The sequence below is a fragment of the Streptomyces sp. NPDC015532 genome, from assembly GCF_043078065.1.
Lineage (GTDB): Bacteria > Actinomycetota > Actinomycetes > Streptomycetales > Streptomycetaceae > Streptomyces.
The window spans coordinates 48,314-65,264 of the sequence record NZ_JBIBSY010000002.1; the positions used below are offsets into that span (position 1 = coordinate 48,314).

The 16,951-nt window shown below is 66.0% G+C and carries 12 protein-coding genes; 4 read left to right on the forward strand and 8 right to left on the reverse strand.

Translation table 11 applies throughout. The features are described from left to right. Positions 1–119 precede the first annotated feature (119 nt). A complete protein-coding gene (locus tag ACF07B_RS06710; RefSeq protein ID WP_392178007.1) occupies positions 120–506 on the reverse strand; it encodes a hypothetical protein in 387 nt (128 codons plus the stop codon). On the opposite strand from ACF07B_RS06710, the gene ACF07B_RS06715 reads away from it, so the two are divergent. Continuing rightward, the gene (locus ACF07B_RS06715) at positions 505–1,707 is read left to right on the forward strand and encodes an IS110 family transposase (protein WP_392178008.1); all 1,203 of its coding nucleotides are present in this window, start codon (positions 505–507) and stop codon (positions 1,705–1,707) included. The genes ACF07B_RS06710 and ACF07B_RS06715 overlap by 2 nt on opposite strands. Here the strand turns inward: ACF07B_RS06715 and ACF07B_RS06720 are convergent. The 7 genes from ACF07B_RS06720 to ACF07B_RS06750 form a co-directional block, all read right to left on the reverse strand. Beyond that, positions 1,677–2,072 carry a transposase gene (locus ACF07B_RS06720; RefSeq protein WP_392178009.1) on the reverse strand — a complete coding sequence of 132 codons (396 nt, stop codon included), beginning with the start codon at positions 2,070–2,072 and terminating at the stop codon, positions 1,677–1,679. The two genes, ACF07B_RS06715 and ACF07B_RS06720, sit on opposite strands and share 31 nt — an antisense overlap. Before the next feature lie 46 nt (positions 2,073–2,118). Further along, a complete protein-coding gene (locus ACF07B_RS06725) occupies positions 2,119–2,700 on the reverse strand; it encodes a DinB family protein (protein WP_392178010.1) in 582 nt (193 codons plus the stop codon). A 141-nt stretch (positions 2,701–2,841) separates the two neighbouring features. Beyond that, positions 2,842–3,372 (reverse strand): SMI1/KNR4 family protein, encoded by a 531-nt coding sequence (locus ACF07B_RS06730; RefSeq protein ID WP_392178011.1) that lies wholly within the window; start codon positions 3,370–3,372, stop codon positions 2,842–2,844. Between the two features lie 778 nt (positions 3,373–4,150). Beyond that, positions 4,151–4,684 carry an RHS repeat-associated core domain-containing protein gene (locus tag ACF07B_RS06735; RefSeq protein WP_392178721.1) on the reverse strand — a complete coding sequence of 178 codons (534 nt, stop codon included), beginning with the start codon at positions 4,682–4,684 and terminating at the stop codon, positions 4,151–4,153. A 600-nt stretch (positions 4,685–5,284) separates the two neighbouring features. Then, positions 5,285–6,157, reverse strand: coding sequence for an FKBP-type peptidyl-prolyl cis-trans isomerase (locus tag ACF07B_RS06740; RefSeq protein WP_392178012.1), 873 nt, complete (start codon positions 6,155–6,157; stop codon positions 5,285–5,287). A gap of 191 nt (positions 6,158–6,348) precedes the next feature. After that, on the reverse strand, positions 6,349–6,576 hold the full coding sequence (locus ACF07B_RS06745; protein ID WP_392178013.1) for a hypothetical protein: 228 nt from the start codon (positions 6,574–6,576) through the stop codon (positions 6,349–6,351). A gap of 87 nt (positions 6,577–6,663) precedes the next feature. Continuing rightward, entirely contained in the window at positions 6,664–12,939 is a 6,276-nt protein-coding gene (locus ACF07B_RS06750) for a DNRLRE domain-containing protein (RefSeq protein WP_392178014.1), read from the reverse strand. Between the two features lie 978 nt (positions 12,940–13,917). Between ACF07B_RS06750 and ACF07B_RS06755 the strand changes: the two genes are divergently transcribed. From ACF07B_RS06755 to ACF07B_RS06765, 3 genes are all read left to right on the forward strand, one after another. Further along, complete coding sequence (locus tag ACF07B_RS06755) at positions 13,918–15,630, forward strand: lytic transglycosylase domain-containing protein (RefSeq protein WP_392178015.1); 1,713 nt, start codon at positions 13,918–13,920, stop codon at positions 15,628–15,630. 249 nt (positions 15,631–15,879) lie between these two features. Further along, positions 15,880–16,170, forward strand: coding sequence for a hypothetical protein (locus tag ACF07B_RS06760; protein WP_392178016.1), 291 nt, complete (start codon positions 15,880–15,882; stop codon positions 16,168–16,170). Positions 16,171–16,314: 144 nt separating this feature from the next. Continuing rightward, on the forward strand, positions 16,315–16,902 hold the full coding sequence (locus tag ACF07B_RS06765; protein ID WP_392178017.1) for a hypothetical protein: 588 nt from the start codon (positions 16,315–16,317) through the stop codon (positions 16,900–16,902). The last annotated feature ends 49 nt before the right edge of the window (positions 16,903–16,951 follow it).

Here is a 16,951-nt window from a genome sequence, read left to right on the forward strand (position 1 = left end):
GTGTACGACCGCCCCCACAGCGTCGGCACCCGTGACCCGCTCGACGCCGTGCCGCTGTACGACGGCCCTGCGCACGCCGCCGTACAGCAGGCCCGCACCGAAGGCACAAACGACGCAGGCTAGCGCAGGGGGTCGCGCATCATCGACGCGAACACCGGGGAGTCGGCGAAAGGCTGCTGACTCCCCACCTGCTTGTAGCCCCACGCCTCGTACACGGCCTTGAGCCGGCCGTCGGACCGAAGCGGGTTGACCAGCAGCGTGACCCGCTGCTCCTGACGCTCGCTGAGCAGCTCCTCGTGCAGAGCGTGCGCTGCGCCCTTGCCGTGGGCGCCCCGCCACTGCTGCCGTACGAGGATCTCGTTCAGCGCGAGCGTCCGACGGCCGTCCTCGGCGGTGTACTCGGCGGGGAGCCCTGAGGGGCGAGGCAGACTCTTCGTAACGTGGATGCCGGCACGCTGATGCCGCAGGTGAGGCCGGGGAGAGAGCAACACGGGAGCAACGGGCATGACCACTGACGATGGCATCGACGTCTACCTCGGTCTGGATGTCGGCAAGGGCGAACACCACGCCACCGCCGTCAGCCGGGCCGGGAAGAAGGTGTTCGACAAGCCGCTTCCCAACAGCGAGCCGAAGCTGCGAGAGCTGTTCGAGAAACTGCAGGCCAAGCACGGGACGGTGCTGGTGGTCGTCGACCAGCCGGCTTCTATCGGGGCTCTTCCCCTGGCAGTTGCCCGCGATGTGGGTTGCCCAGTGGCCTACTTACCCGGCCTGACGATGCGACGGATCGCCGATCTATATCCCGGCGAGGCCAAGACGGACGCTCGTGACGCGTTCATCATCGCCGATGCCGCCCGAGCTATGCCCCACACCTTGCGGACCCTCGATCTCGCCGACGAGACAGTCGCGGAGCTGGCCATGATCACGGGCTTCGACGACGACCTGGCGGGCGAGTCCACCCGAATCGCCAACCGGCTCCGTGGCCTGCTGACCCAGATCCATCCGTCCCTGGAACGGGTGATGGGGCCGCGAATCCAGCATCCGGCTGTGCTCCGACTGCTGGACCAGTTCGGCTCCCCGGCCCGGATCCGCAAGGCAGGAAAACGGCGTCTGACCACGCTGATACGGCCGAAGGCACCCCGCATGGCCGAGCGACTGGTCGACGACATCTTCGCCGCACTCGACGAGCAGACCGTCGTCGTCCCCGGCACCGACGCGGCCGCGCTGATAGTGCCCGGCCTCGCAAGCTCACTCCAGGCAGTGCTTGACCAGCGCAAACTCCTCGCCGCCCGGATCGAGAAGCTCCTGGACGCTCACCCTCTTTCCGCGGTCCTGATTTCGATGCCCGGCATCGGGATCAGGACCGCGGCCCGCATCCTCGTCGACGTCGGTGACGGCAGCAGCTTCGCTTCGGCGGGACACCTTGCCGCCTACGCCGGCCTGGCACCCGTCACCAGGAACTCCGGCTCATCCATCCGTGGCGAGCACCCCTCGAAACGCGGCAACAAACAACTGAAGCGGGCCTTCTACCTCGCCGCGTTCGCCTCTCTGTCCCAGCCCGAGTCGCGCGCCTACTACGACCGCAAACGACGCGAGGGAAAGCACCACGTCGCCGCCCTCATCGCACTGGCCCGCCGCCGCATCGACGTCCTCTTCGCCATGCTCCGAGACGGCACCTTCTACCAGCCGCCCACACCCGCTACAGCTTGACGAAAGCCATAGAGGCACCTTTTGGCGCGAACGGAGGCCGCGTCGACGATCCCCGAGGTCCAGTCCACCTCGCTCCGGACCCCGAGTTCGTCCAGCACCGCCCGATGCAGCCGACGCCACAGGCCGACCTCGGTCCATACCGTGAAGCGGCGATGCGCGGTGGCGGAGGACGTGCCGAACGTCGGCGGCAGATGCCGCCAGGCACAGCCGCTCGTCAGCACGTACACCACTGCGGTGAACACGGCCCGCTCGTCACGCGGAGCGGTCCCGCCACCTTGCGGTCGAGCCGCGAACGACGGCAGCAACGGGGCGACCAGCTCCCAGAGTTCATCAGGAACCAGACGCTTCGACAGATCAGCACTCACGGCAGGCATCATGCCGCTCGAACATCAAGTCACGTGGGACAGCCCTCTACGTGACTGATGAGGCCGATCTGGCGGCCTGCTCGATCTTCGCGCAGTAGGCGGTGCGAGCGTCCTCATCGATCTGCATCCCGTGTTCGGGGCGCATCCCGGTTCGGCCGTCGACGCTTTCGCGCAGGATGTCGGCGTGCCCGGCATGCCGGTTTGTCTCGCCGAGGACGTGCACCAGGATGGCGAACAGGTTCGTGTTGGAATAAGGCTCCGGCCACCACGGCACGTGGCCGGGGGCATCGAGGGCAAGTTCGTCGATCGTCGCGTCCGAGTGTTCCCACGTGCGCCGGTAGAACGCGATGATCTGATCGCGCGCCTCGTCCTCAGCCGCCCACAGATCGCTGCCGTCGTGGTCCTGCCACCGGGGCAGCGGTTCCGGGGACGGCCGGTCGAAGACCTCGCCGAAGTACCTGGCCTCGACGCTGGCCACGTGTTTGACCAGGCCGAGGAGGTTGGTCCCGGTCACTGTCAAAGGTCGGCGGGCGTCGTATTCGGACAGGCCGTCGAGTTTCCAGAGCAGCGCCTCGCGGTCCCGCCGCAGTCTCCCGTGCAGGTTGTCCTTCGCGAATTCATCGATCATGCGGCATGAGCCTGCCATGGGTTACTCGTGGCCTCAAGATCCCGTACGTGGACCGCCATGGCCGACAAAGCCGAAGCCTGGCCATGGCCACCGCCCTGAGCTACTCAAGAAGCTCGCGGAACCTGCCACGTGAGACCACCTCTAAGGCTCAATTTCACCTATACGCTCGAATGGATCCCCTTCGATCACAGGCACGAAAAGCTTTCCTCGCAGCGCAGTGTAGAGGAAATCGGTGAAATTCACATCAAGAATCACCCAGCTCCCCATATCTACTACGACTCGCCATTCTTTCGATTCGCTTCCCGGAGGCATCAAGAGGACGTAATTGCCCGAGACGGACCTAGCTACGGGAATACACCCACTCTTTTCGGGATAGATGGGGCACGGATACAGCTCAGGACTACTCCGTACCAACTCGCCGTACGAATAGGCCGCCTGCTCCCACAGCGACTCAATCCGCAGCCCTTGATCACCAATCACAGCACGCGGATGGAAAAAGTAGAGCTGGTCGTTTACACAACCGGACCCATAAGCCGAGACAAACCACTTATAGTCGTCAGGAAGCCCTTTCCCGTAACTCGCTTCAAGGCTCCCCCAGTCACGGCGAATGTCTCCGTTAACTTCGGGTTCACCCAACAATTCAGCGATTTGATAGGTTCGAGAGAGTTCCAACCCGAGGACCTTTCTGAGCACTAATATCCACCGGTCGGCCGATTATAGACCGTACAGTTCAGACCGTATCCCCTGCTGCCAACCGCATACATCTTGAATTTCGGTTGGAATCGCCGGATTAGCGCCCCCGTAGACGGAAACTACACCGAGAGTAACATCCTGCCCCCTGGCGGCCTTCGTCACATCATCCAGGCTTCCACTTTGGATCAAGCCTCCACGCCCGAAGATCATATGCGTTGATATGGGCCACCGCGCCTGTAGCCCTGCAGTCGTCCGGTCCAGGACCAAAACGGGTCATAGGAGCGTAATAGAATGCAGGATTCCTGGAAGGGAAGTCACGGGAGCATGCGTCACGTGTGCGCTTCGCATCCGGATTCGCGCCAGACATTCCATATCCGAGGTCAGGATCGATGGCTTCGTCTGGGAACATGTCACGCAAAAGATCGAGACTGGACCCGTCCTCAGGTGTGTAGTTGCCAGTGTCAACCAACCCGGTCATGTCGGTCGTGCTTACAGTGGCATCGACGCCACTGTCCTTGTTCCACTTCTTATCGTCATGCACTGCTTTAGCTGTCGGACGGTCAGGCGCCGTAACGGGGTGCGGGCCATTGTTAGGATTCTGGTCGATGGGTGGCGGAGGCAGAGGCGGGGCATCAACACAGCGGTACCTACAGGTTCCGCCCCCGCTGCCTGCGCCGCCAGGAGCTAGGCCAGGGCCTGCCTCGGTGTCGACCAGCCCGGACCATCCATACTCGGGACCCGACGAGAAGTAGGCCGCTTATTTGCCCAGTGCGTCGGCCAGGCTGCCGGCCGTAATACCGGGACCGGATCCAATACTCCAAGACGTGCCGCCAGACCTTCCAGGCAGCCCGCGGGATCGCTGCGGATACCGGTTTGCCTTACCATCAGGGACTTTCCGAGGGATCGGCCTTCTGATGTCGGGGAGCTTTATCGGGCCGCGAGGCATATAAATCTCGCCAGTTGCGAGGCCCACTCCTCCCCAGGAATCCTTCAGGACGAGGTGTCCTGAAGGGTCGGTGCCGTTGAGGGGCGCGGCATTGACGTAGGTGTAACGGTTGGCCTGTGCGGACGGGAATGGGTCCAATTGCCACGTGTCTCGCGAGGCGAAGGATCCGGTGCCGGGCTGGTACCAGCGGGCCGCCATGTTGACGTCACCGGACTCTGGGTCTGTCCAGCCTGACTGGTATCCGACTGCCGGTGTGGTGCCGGTCGTCGCTGTTTGCTTGCCGAACGGGTCGTACGCCGTCGAGCTGCTGACCGATGTGCCATCGGCCGTCAGGCTGGCGACCAGGTTTGCGCAGTCGGATTAATGACCGGGAGTGGGAGTCCGTGCCTCGGTGCCCTGAAGGACGGCGTCGGGGTCCGAGGTCTGTGCGATGACCTGTCAGGGGTCGGTCTCAGGTCCCGGCCCGACTGGGAGATGTTCAGACCGTGCAGGCCAGCCCGGTCTGTACGTGCAGCTGGCGCGCGGCCTCTGCGAGAGCCAGGGTTGCTGATCGTGCCGACGTGGTAGGCGGGGTGCTTGCCCGATACGCCTTCGGCTGACCACGGACGGAACGCCAGACTCGATGGACGACCTGGCGGCGGTCACAGGTGGGTGGAAGCCGGCTTGGATCGGCGCTTCTTGCCGCCTACCCGGTGCCCGGACGCGTCACCGAGTTGGCTGGTGGTGCGATGGAACCCGCCTATTGGGCGGGCTCGGCCAACTGCGCGGAGCCATCGGTGTCGCCAGTTCCGTCACCTCCGTTGCCCACCAGACAGGCATGCGCTCTCAAAGCGGCGACGCCCGATTCTGTTGTTCGAGTCGAACGACACAGGGCTGCCCGCTGCGGGGCAGCCCTGTCGTGTGTGCCAGGGGACGGGCACCCGGTCAGGCCCGTCTCGTCCCACGTCACACAGCGGCGAGGATGTCGAGAACCGAGACCACCGCGGTACCGGGGGCCAAGCCCTTCGGGGGATGCGGACCGTACGCCAGCTTCGCGGGAATGACGGCGAGCACGCGACTGCCAACCCTTCGGCCCACCAGCGCTCGGTCCCAGCCATCGATGACGTTGCCCCGGCCGATCACAACGGACAGCGGGCTGCCTTCCGCGCGGGAGCTGAGGAAGAGGTCTGCCTCATCCTCGCCGCTGGCGGTCCCCCAAGCGACCGAAGAGTACTGGAGAACGAGGGTCCGCCCGGCTTTCACCACCGGGCCGGAACCGTTGACCAGGTTCCGGACCATCAGGCTCATGGGGGCGGCACGGTCGGGGAGGGTTACGCTCGCGGTGCCGTCGTCCTTGTTCATGTGTACCTCGGGCAGTGTGCCTGGTACCGGCACCTGCTCGCCCGGGACAATCGCCTTGGCTGCGATGACGTTCAGAATGTCGACGGCATAGACGACGGTGTCTTTGCCGGAGACCCCTAGCTGGGCGCTGCCGGTCGTCCCGTATGCCGCCGCGGGAGGTGCCACGACCAGAACCCGACTCCCGGCACGCTGTCCTTGCACCGCTTGGTCCAGGGCCGGGAGCGTCGCGCCTCGCCCGACGGCGAAGACCTGAGGGCGGGTTCCCTTGTCGTGCGAGCTGGGCAGCGCTTTGCCGGTTCGCCACAGCTTGGCGGTGCTACGGACGACGACCACATCGCCAGTGCGCGCCGGACGCCCTCGTCCCTGTGTCTGCGGCGCCACGACGAATTTGCCGCTCGGCGCGGTCTTCGGAACCGAGATCGTGGCGGCGCTTCCGAACCGGCCTGAAACGGTGGGCAGTACGGCGTCCGTGTGCACGGCTGCGGGTACAGACCTCTTGGGCGCCGGCACGGAGGGAGCCGTGAGCGGCCGATGCCAGCCGTCAGGAGCGTCGGGGTGCCGTGCTGCTCCGCTGTCGCATCCCGCAAGTGCGAAGAGGCAGGCGGCGAGTGATGTGGCGAGCAGGCGTCGCGTCGGTGTTCCGCGTCGGCAGCGGGCGGGTCGATCGCTCATTGTTCCCATGGGTAGACCTTCTTGTTCTTCTTCCGTCCACCGAACAGGAGGAGCGAGACGACGGCCAAGGGCCCGAAGATCAGCGCGACGTAGCTCCAGTCGCGATGGTCTGCCCCCTTGGAACGGGCGATGCGCGAGGCCGCTATCGAGCATCCGATGTTCAGCGCAAGACAGAGGATGCCCAACAGGATCTGCACCGGATCGTGTGAAATAGAAATTCCCATGATTCCTCAAGTAACTCGGAACGAGACCGTCGCCGGGCTGGGTGGGGAGTCGTCCCCACCCAGCCCGGTCAGTGACGATCTGCGTTTCTAGTAGTAGGAGATTCTGGCGTCGTACATGTACGGGCCGTCATAGAGGGTGCGACGCCAGGTAAGGAAGTAGATGGCAGTGATCTCCACCGTTCCCTTCGCGACGTACCAGTAGTAGGTCTCCTTCTCGTGCTGCCATCGTCCGCGGTAGCAGCGTCTGAAGTACCAGTTCTGGTAGCCGTACCGGGTCTTCATTCCGACGATCTTTACGCGCAGCGATCCGAAGGAATAGCCCGCGAAGATGTAGTTGAAGGCGTTGATGGCGTTGCGCTTGAACCAGCTCTTCATCCACTGGCTGTAAGTGTCGTGCCAGCGGCCCCAGTGAACGTGACCGACGGACGTCTGCCGCCAGTAGTTGTTGGAGCTGGTGCACTTGCACTTGCTCGACGTCCCGGAGTCGTCTTGCTGGTTGAGCGGGTCTTGTCCGGCGTAGTCGTAGGCGTTCGCCGAACCGCCCGGGACTGGGTCGGTCTGCAGGAACCGTCCGGTGGACGGATCGTACAGGCGAACGCCCATGACGATGTCGCCGGAGACCGTCCCGCTGTTGCGCAGGGTGGCTCCTCGGAAGCCGTAACTTGTGGGTGCGGCACCGGACTCAGGGTTGCCGAATTCGTCGAAGGACTGGGCGACGACCGTGCCCGACTGGTCCAGGGGCAGCTGCACCGTCACGTTGCCAGCTATGTCGGCCAGCTGGAGCACGGTGGCGCCGGAGGCGCCGGTGACGGCGGCGAGGCTGCCGTCGATGCCCTGGACGTTGCGGCTCACTGTGCCGCTCGCGTCCACCACCGACCAGTCGGGGCTGTCGGTGTCGTCCCCATGGTGATCAGTCCTGACTGCGGTCTGGCTCCAGGTGGAATCGGAGTTCTGGGTTTCGGTGACCGAGGACGACAGACGTCCGAGGGCATCCAGGCTCCAGGTCTGACGGCCAGTGCTGGAGGTCTGCTGACGGATCAGGTCGGTGGCGTAGTACGAGAGGGTGGTGCCGTTCGCCTTGGCCGTGGTGCGGCCGAAGGCGTCGTAGACGGTGCCGGTGTTGGTCAGTCGGTCGGCACTGTCGTAGGTGTTCGTGGTGCTGGTCGCACCGGTCGAGGAGCAGGCGTCTCCGGGAGCACCCGACGAGACCGCCTGGGTGGTGCGGTTGGAGTCCTTGTCGAAGCCATAGTCCCTTCTGGTGCAGGTGCCGTTCGGGCTTGCGTTGTCGGAACGCGTGAGCCGGCCGATCTGGTCGTAGCCATAGGCGCGGCTGACCGTCTGCCCGTTGGTGTCGCTGTCCGCGACGACCTGGTCCTGCACTGAGTGATCGGCGGCATCGGACGCGACGGTGGAGCCGTCACTGTCACGGGTGTAGACCCTGGAGGTCTGTGTCCCGATCTCGTTCGTGCCGACGGTGAGGGTGTAGCCGCCCGGTATCTGCTCGCTGGTCATGCCACCGTTCGCGTCATAGGCAGCGCGGAAGGTGCCCGCCACGGAGTCCGTGCGGGAGGTCTCCAGACCGCGTGGGTCCGTGCTGGTGTCGTAGGTGTAGGTGATGGTCGACGGAGCCGAGTCGGTGGTCTTCACCGGCCTGTTGAGCTTGTCGTACACCGTGTTACGGACGTTTCCCGCGCCGTCGTTGTAGGACAGGTCGCGGCCGAGCATGTCGTACGTCCGGGTGACGGTCTGCCCGCCCGACGTGACGGTGGTGACGTCCCCCGTCACCGTGTCGTAAGCCGCGGTGGTGTCGGCGACCGCAGTCCCCACGCCACCGGCGATGGCGATCTTGGTCGTGCGGCCCGCGCCGTCGACCGTGAAGGCCGTGGTGCGGGTCGCGCCGTTCGCGGTCCGCGTCTCCTTGGAGAGGTTGCCCCACCGGTCGTACTCAAGCGACTTGGTCGCCAGCTGGGCGGGGTTGGTGCCACCTCCAGTGATGGCCCCGGCCGGGCCGACGGAGCAGACCATGTCCGCCCACTCAGGACGACCCTGGCAGGTTCCGGTGCCGGTGGCTGACCAGTACGTGGTGGCCGTGGTGCCGGCGTCGGACCCGTTGGACTTGGGCATGATGGATTTGATCGTCCGGCCCTTGGTGTCGTACACCGTGGTCTGGGTGACTGCCAGGCCGGCCGGGTCCAGCGTGCTCGTGGTGGGCAGGCCCTGGACCCAGTCGTAGCCGGTCTTTGTCGTCCGGGTGTCCGCGTCGGAGGGGTAGCCGTCCACGTAGGCGCCGATGGTGGCGGTCGTGGGCTGGTTGCTCACCGTGGCGCTGCCGTCGGTGGGGCGTCCCTCGTCGTAGGCGGTCGCTGTGTGCCGTCGAGCGGCGACCTCAGAGCCGGCGGGCAGGTCGGTGCCGCCCGTGCCGGCCTTGATGGTGCCGGTGAGGGTGACCATGTGCAGCGGCCCGTACTCCTGCAGCTCACGCTGGCCGTCGGTGGAGTACACGTGCGTGGTGGACAGCTGATCGGCGCGCTCCGCCGTGGACAGGCCACTGATGCCGAGCCTGTTGATCTCGTCGAGGCCCGCGCCGGAGGTGGCGAGCGCCAGCTCCCGGTTGGCGGCGGTCAGTTCGCGCAGAACGTTGCCGGTGCCGTCGTACTCGGTGGTGGTGACATACCCGCCTGGTGTCACGGCGTTCACCTCACGGCCGGAGGCATCCGCGTAGGACAGCGAGGCGCGGGTGTACGACGCGGAGGTCAGGCTCTTGCCGTCGTGCGACGCGGGCGCCACGTCCTCAGGGAACACGGCCGTGGCGTCCGTCGGCATGTCCGTCTGCCCCCAGGCGGACACGTTGGACGTACCCATCTTGTAGGGGGCCGTGGAACCGCTGAGGGGGACGTCGTAGACCAGCGAGACAGCAGCCGTGCCGCCATCTTGCTGGCTCTTCGAGCCGGGGGAGAGCGTGGGCCGCGACGTCGACAGCAGCATGCCCGGACCTGCAGTAGCCGCATTGCCGGCCGTGCCGTAGGCGAAAGTCCACGGCAGTTCGCCGGCCGGTGTCAGGGTGGTGACGCGGCCGGCCGAGTCGTAGGCGTAGGTCGCCTTCAGCGCCGGACTGATCCGAGGGTCCCACTCCTCACGCAGACGGCTGGAGTTGTCGTAGGCATACTGCGAGACGACCGTTGCCGTGGTGGTGCTGTCGCCAGGTGTGACGGCCCACAGCTTGATTTGCTGGACCTGTCCGGTGTAGTTGCCGAACACCGAACTGGTGGCCGTGGTCGAGGCGGCATAGACGAACTGCAGAACGCGGCATCCGGTGTTGCTGCTGGTGTTGGCGAACCAGTCGTGGCCAGCGGCAGTAGCGGCGTCAATGGCAGTCTGGCACTGGCTGGCGCTGACCGCGCTCGTGGGGGCGATCAGGTACTTCGGACGTGTCAGCGTGCTGGATCCCGCCACGACCTTCTCGGACACCACCGTGGTGGTGGAGTCCGACAGAGGGGTGAACGTGGTGGACATCTGCCACGTGGTTGCCGCAGGGTCCACCTTCGCGAAGGTGGTCGTGGTGCCCTGGTCGTCCTTAAGCGTGAACGAGCCAGTCAGGGAACCGGTGAGGGCGAGGTCCTCCGCGCCAGGTTCCGGCTGCCATGCGCCGGCACTGGTGGCGGTGAAGCCGGTCTCGATACCTTCGGAGTCCACCACGGCGACCGAGGTGGCCGAGGTCTTGCGCAGGTAGTCCCAGTCCGAGTCCGAGGTCTGCACCGCGGCGCCAGAGGTCCACTGGGGGCCGAAGATAGCCACCTGCCCCTCGGCGTCGGTGCCCGCGGTCGGACGACGGGACGATGCCGTACGGCTGACCGACATGCCGAAGAGCGAGGCATCGGTGGCCGACAGGGTGTAGTCACCAGTCAGTTCGTTCACCGAACCAGGACCCACGTCACTCGCGGGGGCGTCACCGGCGTTGCGGTCTGCAGTGACCGTCACGATTTCGGAGTAACCGGTGCTGGTCCCGTCGGTGAAGGCGGCGCGGATGTCGACCGGGCCGTCCTCGGCCAGCGAGGTGGTGATGTTCCAGTTCAGCGCCGGTGGCGCGCCGCTCGGAGCGGCCAGCGGCCATGCGGCGACGGCCGAACCATCGCTGTTCTTGGCGACGTCTGCGAGCGGCACGTTGTGCCAGGTGTCGGTCTCACCGCGGCGGTACTGGTACGTGACACCGGTGTAGGTGGACTTGCCGGTGGCAGACAGAGCAACACGTCGGGCGGGCCTGTCGCCCTGGCCGGGCGAGAGTATGGCCGCTCCGTCGGCGCCCACACCGAAAGCGTACTGGGTGGTCGCGGTGGACAGATTCCCGCCCGAATCGATGGTCTTGGCGTACAGCGTGTGCCAGCCGTCGGCAGGCGTGATGCTGATGGTCAGCGGGTCACCGCCGGTACCGTCCACCGTGTCGTCGACGCGCTTGCCCATGGCCGGATCGTCCAGGCCCCACTTGAAACCCTGACCGTCCGTCGAGGTTGTGTCCAGGGTGCATGAGACCGCGCCCGATGCCTTCGCCGACCAGGTACTCACCGGGTAATCGGGGCACGAGATGCTCGGCGCGACGGGCAGCGCGGTGTTCAGCACGAACACCGAATAGCCCGACCAGGTGCCGTAGTCCGAGTCGTCAAAGCCACGGGCCCGGAAGCGCAGATGCGATCCAGCAGGGAAGGCGTTGGCCGAGGGGATGGTCAGCTTGGCTGTTCCACCGGATGCCACAGCTGCCGTGGTGGCCGTGTAAGCGTACGTAGTGTCGTTGTACGCCGGGTCGGGCGTCACTTCGAACTGAGCCTTGACCGTGCCGCCGTCGGCGTCGCTGACCTTTGCCGACAGCAGCGGCGTCAATGAAGTGACGTAGCGCTTGCCGTTGTAGGCGTTGGCGATGCTCGGCGAAACTGCCGAAGCCGAGTTGGTGGCGTAGGAATTGTAGGTGACCGTCAGATGCGGTTCCACCGAGTTGTCGCCGGAGATGTAGTTCGCCGAGCGGAATCGACGCCAGGTGGCGGAGTCCGTCTCGCTGGCGCCGCGGACCTGCAGGCCGTAGTTGGCCGACCCATCAGCCCACGCCTGCACGATGCTGTCCAGGTCGAAATTCATGGTGCCGGCCGGGCAGGCAGAGGAGTAGCCCAGGGCGGCTGTGTTGGTGACCGCGCCCGTGGTGGTGGTGGTCGGCTGCGCGGCCCACGTCACCGTGGACGAGGACCAGTCCGAGGTGATCCGCCGGACCTGGGTGCCTGCGCCAGTGGTGGCACAGGTGGCGGAGTAGTACGAGTACAGCGCCAGGTTTGTGTCGATGATGTGCTTGCCCTTGTAGGGCGAGACGTCGAACTTGAGGTATGAGCGCGCCACGTCGGTGCCGCCGTCGTAGGTGCCGGACTTCAGCTCGGGCGAGGAGACCTGCGAGTCGGTGTAGTCGGGGGTCTGCACCCAGGTGTCGGTGGTGACTGCGAGCGTGGAGGTCGGGTCGATGGTCACGGGGTAGGTCGCCGTGGCCAGGAAATCCTTGTCCGCGCTAAGGACGAGCGTCTGCGATCCGTCCTTGTCGGTGTCGATCTTCGTGTCGACCCGCCGCTGATGGGCGGACTCACCCGAAGCGGGATCCTTGGAGTCGTCCCACATCATCGGGGCCGGTGCCTCGGCGACCAGGTCCCCGTCCGGGTTCTTCAGCAGCAGGTGCCCGGAGTCGGCCTGGGACAGCTTCAGCCCGTCCAGGTTGAGTGGAATCCGGTAGGTGCCCGCGTCATCGGCCGGCTGCTGGGACAGCTGGATGTTCTCCGAGAAGCCCTGGGCCAGCGCGGTCACCGAAAGCTTCTGCCCGTCGCCCAGGTTGTAGGAGGCGGTGCCGTCCTTCACCGACGGTGTGGGCAGCTTGTCCTCCCAGCCCAAGCCGAACGACGCCTTGTCCTTGCTCACCGACGCGAGCTGCGTGTCCCCGCCGTCGGACACCGCCACGTCCGCAGCGGCTGCCTTCGGCTCCAGACTGTCGCCCGTATCGGACAGGGACGTGTCGATGTCCTTCCACTGACCGTCCTGCTTCACGCGGATCGGTCCGCCGTAGGACACGGTCTGCATGGCCCCACTGGGCAGGACGTAGGTGGTCGACTTCGTCGTCCGCTCCGACAGCACCTCAATCTTGCGGTCCTGCAGGCGAGCCATCAGCACTGCCGAAGCCTCATCCTGCGCCTCAGCGGGTCCGGAAGGGGCTTCGGAGGCCGGGGCCGCCGATGCCGTAGATGCGCCGCTATCGGGGGTTGTGGCGAAAGCCATGCCGCTTTCCGCAACCAGGGCCCCCTCGGCAACCATGGCCATCACCAGGCCGATGGCTATCTGCCGCAATCTTCGCCGGTGTGCAGGCGCCGGCCGCGACCCGCTGAGGATCGCGCGTCTTTGACGCATAGTCGGGTGTCCCTCCAGGTCAGTATCGAGCCGGGTGCCCCCGGCCAGGATGCTGATCTTCTGAAATGGAGCACACGCAGCGTCACGCCGTCAGCCTGCAAGTCAAGAATCAGCCATTGCCAGCAAAATATTCTCCATTCTGCTGCGCGTTCACGGGCGAGCGATATATTCAGATTGGCCTGGTTCGAACCATTTCTTGACCAACCTGTCAATACGTCAGGTATCGAAAAGGTTCCAGGATGCCGGTCAAGACTTTCCAAAGTCATGACCGAATATGTTGTGTAACCCCGCGAAATTACCCCAAAGCATGCCGGATGCCGGTTGAGCTGATGGACGGGACATGCTGCACATGCGATCCACCGAAAGCCTCGATCCGCCGCACCCGCAGCAGTGACGTCTTCACCCGAGACAAGCCGTCCAGCGCTAGACCGATCTCGCTGCCGAACACTGCGGTGGTCCGAGCCATAGGTCCGCACCCGGCGAGCATCCAATTCGCCACGCACGGCAGTTGGCGTGCGCCATGTGCAGCTCACTCACCGCGAACAGGCGCCGCCGCGCCCGCCCATTGCCACCCGAAGGCTCTTCAGGGCTGTTTGGGGACGGCTCTCGTTCACCATGCTGGAACGCCACATACGTGAATGCAAACGCCTTGATGAGTGCAAAGCGGACTGCGCAATGGGCCTTCAAGCCGAGTTGCGCAACTCCAGATCCTGGTACTCACGCCGTTTCGCAGCAGACTGGGAACGAACTACCACTGCTCATCCGCACCGCCTGCAGACACCACCCGGCAGAAGCTTCATGGCGAGTGTCATAAGGTCACCAGCCGGGTCCGCGTTTGGTCGTGCGGCCGGAGTTAGCGGCAGCACAGATTCAGGAGGCGACCGGTCACGCCGGTCGTCGGTGGGAGGGGTTCACTCGATGGCGGCGCAATTCGGCAGGAGGCTGCGCAAGGGCGCGGCAACCACCGCTGTGACCATGGCCGCGGTCGCGGCTCTGTCCGCCTCCCAGGCCCCGGGAGTGATCACCGACGACCACGGCCGGCAGGCGACCGCCATCCATGCCGGGCAGCACACGAATGACGCGACCAGTGCGGGCAGCGGACTCGCGACCGGTAACGGGCGTTACTTCACGGACCTTCCGCCGCTGCAGAGCCCGAACCCCGCGCCGACCACGGGAAGCGACACGCCCGCCGCCACGGGCGTGGCCGAGGCGGGCATCCCGGCGACCGTCCTGGCCGCCTACAAGCAGGCCGAGGCGTCGCTGCGCGAGTCCAAGCCGACCTGCAACCTGCCCTGGCAGCTTCTCGCCGCGATCGGCAAGGTCGAGTCGGGCCAGGCCCGCGGCGGCCGTGTCGACGCCAACGGCACGACCTTGTCGCCCATTCTCGGCCCGGTCCTGAACGGCTACGGATTCGCCAACATCAAGGACACCGACAACGGCGCGTTCGACGGCGACAGCACCTTCGACCGCGCGGTGGGGCCGATGCAGTTCATCCCCTCCACCTGGGAGTGGGCGGGCCGCGACGGCAACGGCGACGGCAAGAAGGACCCCAACAACATCTACGACGCGGCGCTGGCCGCCGGGCACTACCTGTGCCGCTTCGACCACGACATGTCGGTCCAGGCGCAGATGAACGCGGCGATCCTCAGCTACAACAACTCGACGGCGTACCTCAACACCGTCATGTCGTGGCTGGAGTACTACCGCAAGGGCACGCACGAGGTGCCGGACGGCACCGGCACGCTGCCCTCGCACCACAGCGACGAGCCGACCTCGCCGAGCCCGACGCCCACGCCGCCCGCGCAGCCGTCCCCGCCGGTCGGCCCGCGGCCCGGCGGCGGCCCGTCGAGCCCCGCCCCGAAGCCGACCCCTCCCGCCACCCCGACCCCGCCGGCCACGCAGCCCCCGACGAACACGCCCACTCCCACGCCGACGCCCACCGAGACGGTGGACCACCTGACGAACATGGGCGCCGGGAAGCTCACGGCGACCGCCGGGGACACGTTCGCGCAGAAGATCGCCGTGCGGACCGACGACAAGACCGGCAAGCCCGTGGCGAAGGTCCGGGTGCGGTTCACCATCGTCGGTGACACCGACGCCACCTTCACCGGCGGCGAGAGCGTCGCCACGCTGGTCACCAACGGACTCGGCATCGCCGGCGCGCCCGCGCTCGTGGCGGGCGAGAAGACGGGCGACTTCACGGTCCGCGTCACCGTGGTGGGCCGCGTCATGGCCGGCCTCGACTACACGGCGAGCGTCACCGCGCGCCAGGCCGACACCCTGGCCCGCACCGGCGACACCGCGCTGACCTGCGTCCCGGGCGGCGAGTTCGCCGACCAGGTCGAGGTGAAGGCCACCTACAAGGGCGCCGCGGCGGGCAAGGTCGCCGCGACCGCGACCCTGATCAAGTCCGCCGACGACACGGGCGAGAACGACAAGGGCCCCTTCTTCAAGGACGCGGACGGCAAGACCGTACGCACCCTCGGCGCCCTGACCACCGGCGCGGACGGCCTGCTCAAGCTGCCGAAGCTGTACGCCGACGACACCACAGGCACCTTCCTGCTCCGCATCACCACCACCGGCGGAGCCACCCTGACCATCGAACTGACGGTCGCCGCCGCCCCTTCCTAGAAGTCTGCAGGGCGCCCTGATCCGTTTGCGCGACGTGTTCTCGTCCCGAGTCTGCGAAATTCGCTCTCGTATGGCCGTCTCCCGGCTATCGGCCGGGCAGCCGGGCCAGCGCGAGATCGACATCTCCCCAGCCATCCCGACCGAACGGGCACGCGAGAGGCACATCCGCCGTGGTGTGGTCCTTGTGCGGCCAGCCGGTCAATCAGTAGGAAATGGGCCAAAAATCCCGCTCCAAAGTGGAGGCCGATCATGTTCTGGCAATGTATTGAGGTGGTCGGCGCATCGGTGCTGATCGTCGGGGGGGTCGCCACTCTCGGCGGGGGCTGGCTGCCGGCGCGGTATCGCAGCAGCGTCCGCCGACCGGTCATGTTCGGTTGGGCCCAACTGACCATGGCTGCCGGACTCATCATCTATCTGGTTAGCAACTCCTTGACCAACACGTCACACCTCGACCTAGCGGTGAAGGCGTGCGGAGTTGCTGCCTGGGGCTCCGGCCTCACGTTAATCGACCTGGCTGACCGCGAACCGCGGCGCCGCTGACCTCCAAGTTCGGCGGCGCGGTGAGTGCATTGCGTATGTCGCTCGCCTCGAAGACCGGCTACGACACCAACCACAAGCCGAAGCTCCAGTCCGGGGACCAACCCGGCAAGCACGGGGGCGGGGGCAAGAACGGGAAGATCAGCAGTGGCAAGGCTGGCGTTTTTTATTCGAAGTAGGCGCGGCCTGCTGATTGCCGTAACCGCGGTGCTGGTCGTCATGGCAGCTCTGACGGCCTGGCTGGTCCCACAGGGACAAGATGGGAAGGCCACCTCGCGGAACGGCCATGCCCTTGACGGCGGCATGGCCTCACAGGCCGAGGTGGGATCCGGCGGTCTGCGGATCGGCAAGGAGTATTGGGTCAACCTGCCACAAGTGACCAACCTCAGCGGTGAACCGGTGACGGTACTCAAGGCGCGGTTCCTCGGCGGCCTTCCCCCTGGACTGAAGCTGATCGCCTACAAGGTGGTGAGCACCAAGGACACCGACGGGTACGGAATCGGCGGGCTGGAGGTGAAGTCACCGGGTGACGACGTCACCGGCCTGCCGGAACGGACGGACACCTTCACCGTGAAATCCCACAAGCCGGCCGACTGGTATCACATGGTCCGGTTCAAGGTGACCGGACCGGTGACGGACGACACCTCGCTATGCCGGTTCTGGTACCAGCAGGGTGCGGTGAAGTACCGGCAGGATCTGCGGTGCGTCAACCAACTCCGCCTCGCCAAGAAATAGAACAACCAGATAAGGCGGCCAGAAACCCGGGCTTCATCGGCGGCCGCCC